Raw genomic sequence first — 7,770 nt, 5'->3', positions numbered from 1 at the left:
GTGTATTTCCTTATGGTGGAGTGGGCGACCACTTGATCGCCGTGCGGCCCGGGGGCGGGGCCGACCGGACTCCGCCGGTCGGCCGCGCCGGATCACGCCACGGGGCTGTCCGCGGGCGTCTCCTGGATCGACGACGTGCGGCGCTTCGACACCGTGACCGCCGCGACGATGATGATCACAGCGACGACCGCGATCGCGATCCGGATCGGGGCCGAGGCGCTGTCGCCGACGGTGAACACGACGACCGCCGGCGCGATCAGCACCGAGACCAGGTTCATGACCTTGATCAGCGGGTTGATGGCCGGGCCCGCGGTGTCCTTGAACGGGTCGCCGACGGTGTCGCCGATGACCGTCGCCTCGTGCGCGGCGGACCCCTTGCCGCCGTGGTTGCCGTCCTCGACCAGCTTCTTGGCGTTGTCCCACGCGCCGCCGGAGTTGGCGAGGAAGATCGCCATCAGCGTGCCGGTGGCGATGGCGCCGGCCAGGTAGCCGGCCAGCGGGCCGACGCCGAGGCCGAAGCCGACCGCGATCGGGGCGAAGATCGCCAGGAGGCCGGGGGTGGCGAGCTCGCGCAGCGAGTCCCGGGTGCAGATGTCGACGACCCGGCCGTACTCCGGCCGTTCCGTCCCGTCCATGATCCCCGGCTTGCTGGCGAACTGGCGCCGCACCTCGTAGACGACCGCGCCCGCCGCGCGGGTCACCGCGTTGACGGCCAGCCCGGAGAACATGAAGACGACGGAGGCGCCGATGATCACGCCGACGAGGGTGTTCGGGCTGAACACCTCCGCGCTGAACGTGTTGCCCGCGTCCTGCAGCGCGACCCCGGCCTTGGCGAGCGCCTGCGTGAACGCGTCGCGGTACGAGCCGAACAGCGCCGTCGCCGCCAGCACCGCGGTGGCGATCGCGATGCCCTTGGTGATCGCCTTGGTGGTGTTCCCGACCGCGTCGAGCTCGGTGAGGATGTCGACGCCCTCGCCCTCGACGTCGCCGGACATCTCGGCGATGCCCTGGGCGTTGTCGGAGACCGGGCCGAAGGTGTCCATCGCGACGATGACGCCGACCGTGGTCAGCAGGCCGGTGCCCGCCATGGCCACGGCGAACAGCGCGACGACGATCGAGCCGGACAGCAGGAACGCGCCGTAGACCGCGGCGCTGATGACCAGCGCCGTGTAGACCGCGGACTCGAAGCCGATCGAGATGCCGGCCAGGATGACGGTCGCGGCGCCGGTCAGCGACGAGCGCCCGACGTCCTGCACCGGCTTGTCCTCGGTGCCGGTGAAGTAGCCGGTCAGCCAGAGGATGACCCCCGCGAGCACGATGCCGATGATCACCGCGACCGACGCGATGATCCGCGGGTCCTGGGTGAGCGTGGTGACGGACGCGTCCGTCGGGTTGGTCAGGTCGGCGAAGCTGTTGGGCAGGTAGACGAACGCCGCCACGACGGACAGCACGCCGGCGAAGACCGCCGAGATGTAGAAGCTGCGGTTGATCGCCTTGAGGGTGTTCTCGCCGACGCGGGCCCGGGTGATGTAGACGCCCATGACCGCGGTGATCACGCCGATGGCCGGGATGATCAGCGGGAACAGCAGGCCCTGCAGGCCGAACGCCGCCGAGCCGAGGATCAGCGCCGCGACCAGCATGACGGCGTAGGACTCGAAGAGGTCGGCCGCCATGCCGGCGCAGTCGCCGACGTTGTCGCCGACGTTGTCCGCGATGGTCGCGGCGTTGCGCGGGTCGTCCTCCGGGATGCCCTGCTCCACCTTGCCGACCAGGTCGGCGCCGACGTCGGCCGCCTTGGTGAAGATGCCGCCGCCGACTCGCATGAACATCGCCAGCAGCGCGGCGCCGAAGCCGAAGCCCTCCAGGACCTTGGGCGCCTGACCGGCGTAGACCAGCACGACCAGGGCCGCGCCGAACAGACCCAGGCCGACGGTGAACATGCCGACGACGCCGCCGGTGCGGAAGGCGATGCGGGTGGCCTTCTCCCGGCCGCCCGGCTCCCGTGAGGCCGCGGCCACGCGGATGTTCGCACGGGTGGCGAGCCACATGCCGGTGTAGCCGATCGTGGCGGAGAAGACCGCGCCGATCACGAAGAAGATCGACCGGCCGATGCGTTCGCCCAGGTCGTCCGCAGGCAGCGCCAGCAACAGCAGGAAGACGACGACCACGAAGACACCGAGCGTCCTGAACTGTCGTTTCAGGTACGCCTGGGCGCCTTCCTGGACCGCTTCCCCGATCTCCTGCATCCGCTTGGTGCCCTGGCCCGCGGCCAGCACCTCCCGGAGCAGCATGTAGCCGATGGCCAGGGCCGCGAGCGCGACGACGGCGACCACGCCGACGACGACGCGATCACCCGAGCCGAGCTCGAGGCCCACAGCGGGCACGGACATCCGTCCTCCTGTTGCGTCGGTGTGCGCCAGGGAGGCCGATCCGGCCGGCTCGCGTTCCGACGGCGTCCCTGGCGTCGAGCGCATGCTCCGTCGCGTCGGTGCGACGGGCGCGTGCAGTGTACGAGTGTGTCCGATGTCGCACCTGAGATCCACAGCACCCCACCTCCCCGTCGGGCGAGGTGATCGAGAACACAGGCGGCCGAATGGCCGAATCCGCAGGTCCGATTGATGATTGAACGATCATCGACAGAGGCCGCACCGTCCGCGGGACTCGCCGGAGCGGTCTCGCGGTCGTGGTGGTCGCCCTGGCGCTCGTACCCGTGCTCCTGGGCACGCCGGCGTCGCCGACGCCGGCGGATCCGGTCACGCGCGGGGCCGGTGGCGGCACGGCCGCACTGATGGCCGCTACCTGCGGATCGCGGTGCTGGACCGGGATCTGGGGGAACGGGCCTCGGCGGGGGCCGCGGCGGAGCCGACCTACGCGGCGTCGCTGTCCAAGCTGGTGCTGGCGGTCGACGTGCTGGACCGGCGGCGCGCCGAGGGGCTCGCGGTGACGGAGCCGGACCTGGCCCTGATCCGGCGGGCGCTCGGGCCGAGCGACGACGCGGCCATGAACGCGCTCTGGTCCCGGTTCGACGGGGCCGCGGCGGCCTCGCGGGTCGCGGCCCGCCTGGATCTGGCTGGCACCACCGACCTCGACGTCCCCTCGCAGTGGGGCGAGATGCGCGTCTCGGCCGACGACTAAGCGGCTCGACGACCACGTCCTCGACATGCCGGCCACGGACCGCGAACTGCTCCTCGGCGCCCTGGCCGAGGCGCCCAGCGTGGCGCGGGACGGGTTCGCCCAGGACTTCGGGCTGCTCGCACCGGGCCCGGTCACCGGTGAGGCCGCCGAGGCCGTGGCCAAACAGGGGTGGATGTGCTGGTTCTCCGGCTGCTACCACCTGCACAGCGCCGGGCTCCTCGGCCCGGAGGAGCGGTTCGTGGTCGCGGTGCCCAGCATTCAGCCGCGGACGGGCGGCTGGGCGCAGGCGCGCGAGGAGCTCGACGCGGTGCCGTCCGGGGCGGCCGTCGTGCTCACGGGAGGGTTCGATGGCGCCTGACCGCGCGCCCGAATCCCGGGCGTGCCCGCGGAACCGTCGGTGCGGTGTGCGAGCCTCGACCCTGTGCGTGACCAGGCGATCGGGTGGGCGGGCGACGGGCCGGTGCTCGTCGAGGGACCGCCGGACCCGGTCGCGCCCACCACCTCGGCGCCGCGGTCGGCGCGCGGGCTGGAGCTGCTGAACCGGGTGCTCGCGGGCTCCGGCGTCGATCCGGACGTGCCCGTGGTCGAGCTCGGGGCGGACGGGACGCTGCCGCCGGAGGCGGCCGGTGACAGCGAGGAGCTCGAGGACGAGTTCGACCCCGCGGAGGCGACGAACCCGCTGCGTCATGCCGTACGCCTGCCGCCCCGGCCCGGGCGGGCCGTGGACTGGCCGGCGTGGGCGCCGCGAGAGGTGGTCGAGGCGTTCCGCCGCGCGGGTGTGGCCCGGCCGTGGAGCCACCAGGCCGAGGGCGCGGAGCTGGCCCACGCGGGTCGGGACGTCGTGGTCGCGACCGGCACGGCGTCGGGCAAGTCCCTCGTCTACCAGCTGCCGGTGCTGTCGCGGCTCGCCTCCGAGCCCCGCGCCACGGCGCTGTACCTGTCCCCGACCAAGGCGCTCGCCGCCGACCAGCTGCGGGTCCTGCGCGAGCTCGGCCTGCCGGACGTCCGGCCCGCGGCGCTCGACGGCGACACGCCGATGGACGAGCGGGACTGGGCCCGCCGGCACGCGCGGTGGATCTTCAGCAACCCGGACATGCTGCACCGCTCGGTGCTGCCGCGGCACGGTCGCTGGGCGGGCTTCCTGCGCAAGCTCGCGTTCGTGGTCGTCGATGAGTGCCACACCTACCGCGGGGTCTTCGGCTCGCACGTCGCGCTGCTGCTGCGCCGTCTGCTGCGGGTCGCGAAGCGCTACGGCGCGCGCCCGACGATCGTGCTCGCCTCGGCGACCGTGGCCCGCCCCGGCGAGTTCGCCTGCCGGCTGACCGGCCGCGAGGTCAGCGCGGTGACCGAGGACGGCTCGCCCAGCGCGGGCCGGACCGTCGCGCTGTGGGAGCCGCCGCTGCTGCCGGAGCTCAGCGGCGAGAACGGCGCCCCGGTCCGCAGGCCCGCCTCGACCGAGTCCTCCCGGATGCTGGCGGACCTCGTGGTGGAGGGCGCCCGGAGCCTCGCGTTCGTGCGTTCCCGCCGAGGCGCCGAGGTCACCGCGCTGGGTGCACAGCGGCTCGTCGCCGACGTCGACCCGGACCTGGTGCCGCGGATCTCGGCCTACCGCGGCGGCTACCTGCCCGAGGAGCGCCGGGCCCTGGAGAGCGCGCTCATGCGCGGCGAGCTGCTCGGCGTGGCCACGACCAACGCCCTCGAGCTCGGCGTCGACATCGCCGGGCTCGACGCCGTGGTCGTGGCCGGCTTCCCGGGCACCCGCGCCTCCTTCTGGCAGCAGGCGGGGCGCGCCGGCCGGGCCGCGGACGAGGCACTGGTCGTGCTCGTCGCGCGGGACGACCCCATGGACACCTACCTCGTGCACCACCCGCGGGCCCTCATCGGTGCGCCCGTGGAGAGCTGCGTGCTCGACCCCGGCAACCCGTATGTGCTGGCGCCCCAGCTCGTGTGTGCCGCCGCCGAGATGCCGCTCACCGAGGCGGACGTCGCGAGCGTGTTCGGGGGCGCCGTCGCGGAGGAGGTGCTCAGCGAGCTGGTGGAGGACGGGGTGCTGCGCCGGCGCCCGACCGGATGGTTCTGGCCGACGACCCGGGAGCAGCCCGCCGCGTCGGTCGACATCCGCGGTTCCGGGCTGGGGCAGGTCGCGCTGGTGGAGGCCGGGACCGGGCGGATGCTCGGCACGGTCGACGGCGCCTCCGCGCCCGGGACCGCGCACCCCGGTGCGGTCTACCTGCACCGCGGGGAGAGCTACGTCGTCGACGAGCTGGACCTCGACGCCGGCGTCGCGCTCGTCCACCAGGAGGAGCCGGACTGGCGCACCGACGCGCGGTCCAACTCGGACGTCGAGATCGTGGCCGTGCGGGCCCGCAGCGACCACGGCCCGGTCTCCGTGTTCTTCGGTGACGTCCGCGTGACCAGCCAGGTCGTGGGCTACCAGCGCCGCACGCCGGACGGGACGGTGCTCGAGACCGTGCCGCTGGACATGCCCGCGCAGACGCTGGAGACCCGCTCGGTCTGGTACACGATCGACGAGGGCCTGCTGGCCGACGCCGGCATCGACCCGGCACGGCTGCCCGGCGCGCTGCACGCCGCCGAGCACGCCGCGATCGGTCTGCTCCCGCTCTTCGCGATCTGCGACCGCTGGGACATCGGCGGCCTGTCGACCGCACTGCACCCGGACACCGGGCTGCCGACGGTGTTCGTCCACGACGGACACCCCGGCGGCGCGGGCCTGGCCGAGCGGGGGCACGCGGTGCTCGAGCGTTGGCTGCGGGCGACCCGCGAGGCGATCCGGGACTGCGGCTGCCGCACCGGCTGCCCCTCGTGCGTGCAGTCGCCCAAGTGCGGCAACGGGAACAACCCGCTGGACAAGGCGGGCGCGGTCCGCGTGCTGGACCTGGTGATCGGAGCACTGGTGCGGTACCCGGCCGGCGGCTGAGCGCGGGAGGGGTGCCGGGGGTGCCGGGGGTGTCGTCGTCGGCCGCCGCCGGCGGGCCCGTCGGGGGCCGGACCGGCCGGCGGCGGCCAGCGAGCGGTGGGTCCGTATGGGGGTCAGCGACGGAGCGCCTCGGTCCCACCGCGGTCTGGGGAGCGTGCTCGTGGACGGTGGTGTCGACTCCGCCGTGCTCGTCGACCGCGCCGTGCCGTGTTCAGTAGGCCCGGTCCGCGCGGGAGCCGCCAGACGCGGTCGCCGATCGGTTCCGGTCCCACGACGAGCGCGGGTGCCGGAGTCGATCGACGGGCAACCGTCGGGCGGCCGGCTGCAGGTGGCGGAGGCCGGAATCGCGACACCGTTCACCGGGCGCTCCCGACCGTTCACCGGTTCGTCGCTCGCTGGTCTTCCGGTGGCCGTCGAGGGCTCCCTGTCCGGCACCGGTCCGGCGTGGGCGCGGCCGGTCGCCGACCCTGCGGCGAGCAGGCTCCACGGCCGCCGCACCTGCACCTCGACCAGCGCGTTCCAGCCGTCCAGAGTGCATCGGGTGAGCTCGGCCGACATGGTGTCCGTGATCCGTCGCGCCGCGGCACAAGTGACCTGTTCGCCCTGCACGGGGTCGCCGGCCGCCGCGAGTGCGGCGAGATCGGCGGCCGCTTCCGCCCGGTGCCGGGCGAGCACCGCGCCGCCGACGTCGACGAGGAACGCCGTGACCGCCAGGAGCGCGGCCGCCGCGAAGGCCACCCACACCGTGGCGGATCCCCGGTCCGGAGGTTCCCTGCGGGGTGGCTCGGCGCCCCGCCGGCGGGCGCCCTTCATCACGGTGCGCGCGGTCGAGCGGCGCGGCGTGGTTCCGGTCCTCATGCCGCCGCCTCGGAGGTGGTGACGGCGCCGGGTTCGAGGGCGCCGACCGCCGTGCCACTGACGCGGATCGGCACGGGGCCGACGGGCGCCGCGGTGACGACGGCCCGCACCTCGGCGGCGCCGACGCTCAGCTCGATGGTCGCGCCGCGGGGAGCGAGCGCCTCGGCGGCCGCGCGCCCGCGGTCGGCCTCACCCCGGGCCGCGAGGCGGACGAGCTCCCGGGCCGCGTCGGTGCAGCGGACCGCGGCGGCGACCGTGGCGACGGCGCCGAGCGCGGCGAGGACGACGAGGGTGAGCGCGCCCAGCGCGATCGCCGCCTCGACGGTGACCGCGCCGCGCTCGGCCCGGCGCATCAGAACGTGACCGACAGCGCGCGCTGCACGAGCTGGGTCAGCGCCGTGACGATCGAGTCGCCGCTGATGACGGTGTAGAGCACCGCGGCGAACGCGGCCGCCGCGAGCGTCCCGATCGCGTACTCGACGGTCGACATCCCCCGGTCGTCGGCGGTGAGCCGGGCCGTGGCGGCGCGGAGGAGCGCCGCGAGCCGGTGGCGGAGACGTCGCAGCGGCGAGCTGCGGCCGGGCGGGCCCGGGTCGGCCGGGGTGCCGGACAGCCGCTCGGTCTCGCCGGGAACCCGCAGGTCGGTGGGCTCGGGGCAGGTGCGGAGGGCACCGCTGCGGGGGCCGGGCCGCGGGTCGCGGCGCGGCTCGGGCCGGGGCAGGGCGAGGGCGGGCAGGGACATCGGGTCCTCCTGGATGTCGGGGTCGGAATCGGTGGGGACGAGTGGCGGAGCGCGGGGTCGAGTGCGCCGGCGAGCCGGCCGTGGGCGCTGCCGGGTC

The 7,770-nt window shown here is 74.7% G+C and carries 6 protein-coding genes and 1 pseudogene; 3 read left to right on the top strand and 4 right to left on the bottom strand.

The window, feature by feature from the left end:
- Nucleotides 1-92: 92 nt before the first annotated feature.
- Nucleotides 93-2,390, bottom strand: a complete 2,298-nt coding sequence (locus tag AB0B41_RS12635; RefSeq protein ID WP_358202154.1) for a sodium-translocating pyrophosphatase — start codon at nt 2,388-2,390, stop codon at nt 93-95.
- Nucleotides 2,391-2,811: 421 nt separating this feature from the next.
- On the opposite strand from AB0B41_RS12635, the gene AB0B41_RS12630 reads away from it, so the two are divergent.
- The 3 genes from AB0B41_RS12630 to AB0B41_RS12620 all read left to right on the top strand — a co-directional run bounded on the left by AB0B41_RS12630 (nt 2,812) and on the right by AB0B41_RS12620 (nt 6,073).
- Nucleotides 2,812-3,135, top strand: a complete 324-nt coding sequence (locus AB0B41_RS12630) for a hypothetical protein (RefSeq protein ID WP_358202152.1) — start codon at nt 2,812-2,814, stop codon at nt 3,133-3,135.
- Nucleotides 3,136-3,160: 25 nt separating this feature from the next.
- Nucleotides 3,161-3,493 (top strand): hypothetical protein, encoded by a 333-nt coding sequence (locus AB0B41_RS12625; RefSeq protein ID WP_358202150.1) that lies wholly within the window; start codon nt 3,161-3,163, stop codon nt 3,491-3,493.
- A 63-nt stretch (nt 3,494-3,556) separates the two neighbouring features.
- Entirely contained in the window at nt 3,557-6,073 is a 2,517-nt protein-coding gene (locus tag AB0B41_RS12620) for a DEAD/DEAH box helicase (RefSeq protein WP_358202147.1), read from the top strand.
- Between the two features lie 447 nt (nt 6,074-6,520).
- Here AB0B41_RS12620 and AB0B41_RS12615 read toward each other — a convergent pair.
- From AB0B41_RS12615 to AB0B41_RS12605, 3 genes and pseudogenes are all read right to left on the bottom strand, one after another.
- Nucleotides 6,521-6,886 (bottom strand): annotated as a pseudogene (locus tag AB0B41_RS12615) (Rv3654c family TadE-like protein); the annotation flags it as partial.
- Nucleotides 6,887-6,927: 41 nt separating this feature from the next.
- Nucleotides 6,928-7,284 carry a TadE family type IV pilus minor pilin gene (locus AB0B41_RS12610; protein ID WP_358202145.1) on the bottom strand — a complete coding sequence of 119 codons (357 nt, stop codon included), beginning with the start codon at nt 7,282-7,284 and terminating at the stop codon, nt 6,928-6,930.
- Nucleotides 7,284-7,673, bottom strand: a complete 390-nt coding sequence (locus AB0B41_RS12605; RefSeq protein ID WP_358202143.1) for a DUF4244 domain-containing protein — start codon at nt 7,671-7,673, stop codon at nt 7,284-7,286. The genes AB0B41_RS12610 and AB0B41_RS12605 overlap by 1 nt, the downstream gene beginning before the upstream one ends.
- Nucleotides 7,674-7,770 lie beyond the last annotated feature (97 nt).

Origin of the sequence: Pseudonocardia sp. NPDC049154 (assembly GCF_040648315.1) — a bacterium.
Lineage (GTDB): Bacteria > Actinomycetota > Actinomycetes > Mycobacteriales > Pseudonocardiaceae > Pseudonocardia.
The sequence above is the reverse complement of the archived record's forward strand: the minus strand, read 5'-3'. Positions and strand labels throughout refer to the sequence as shown.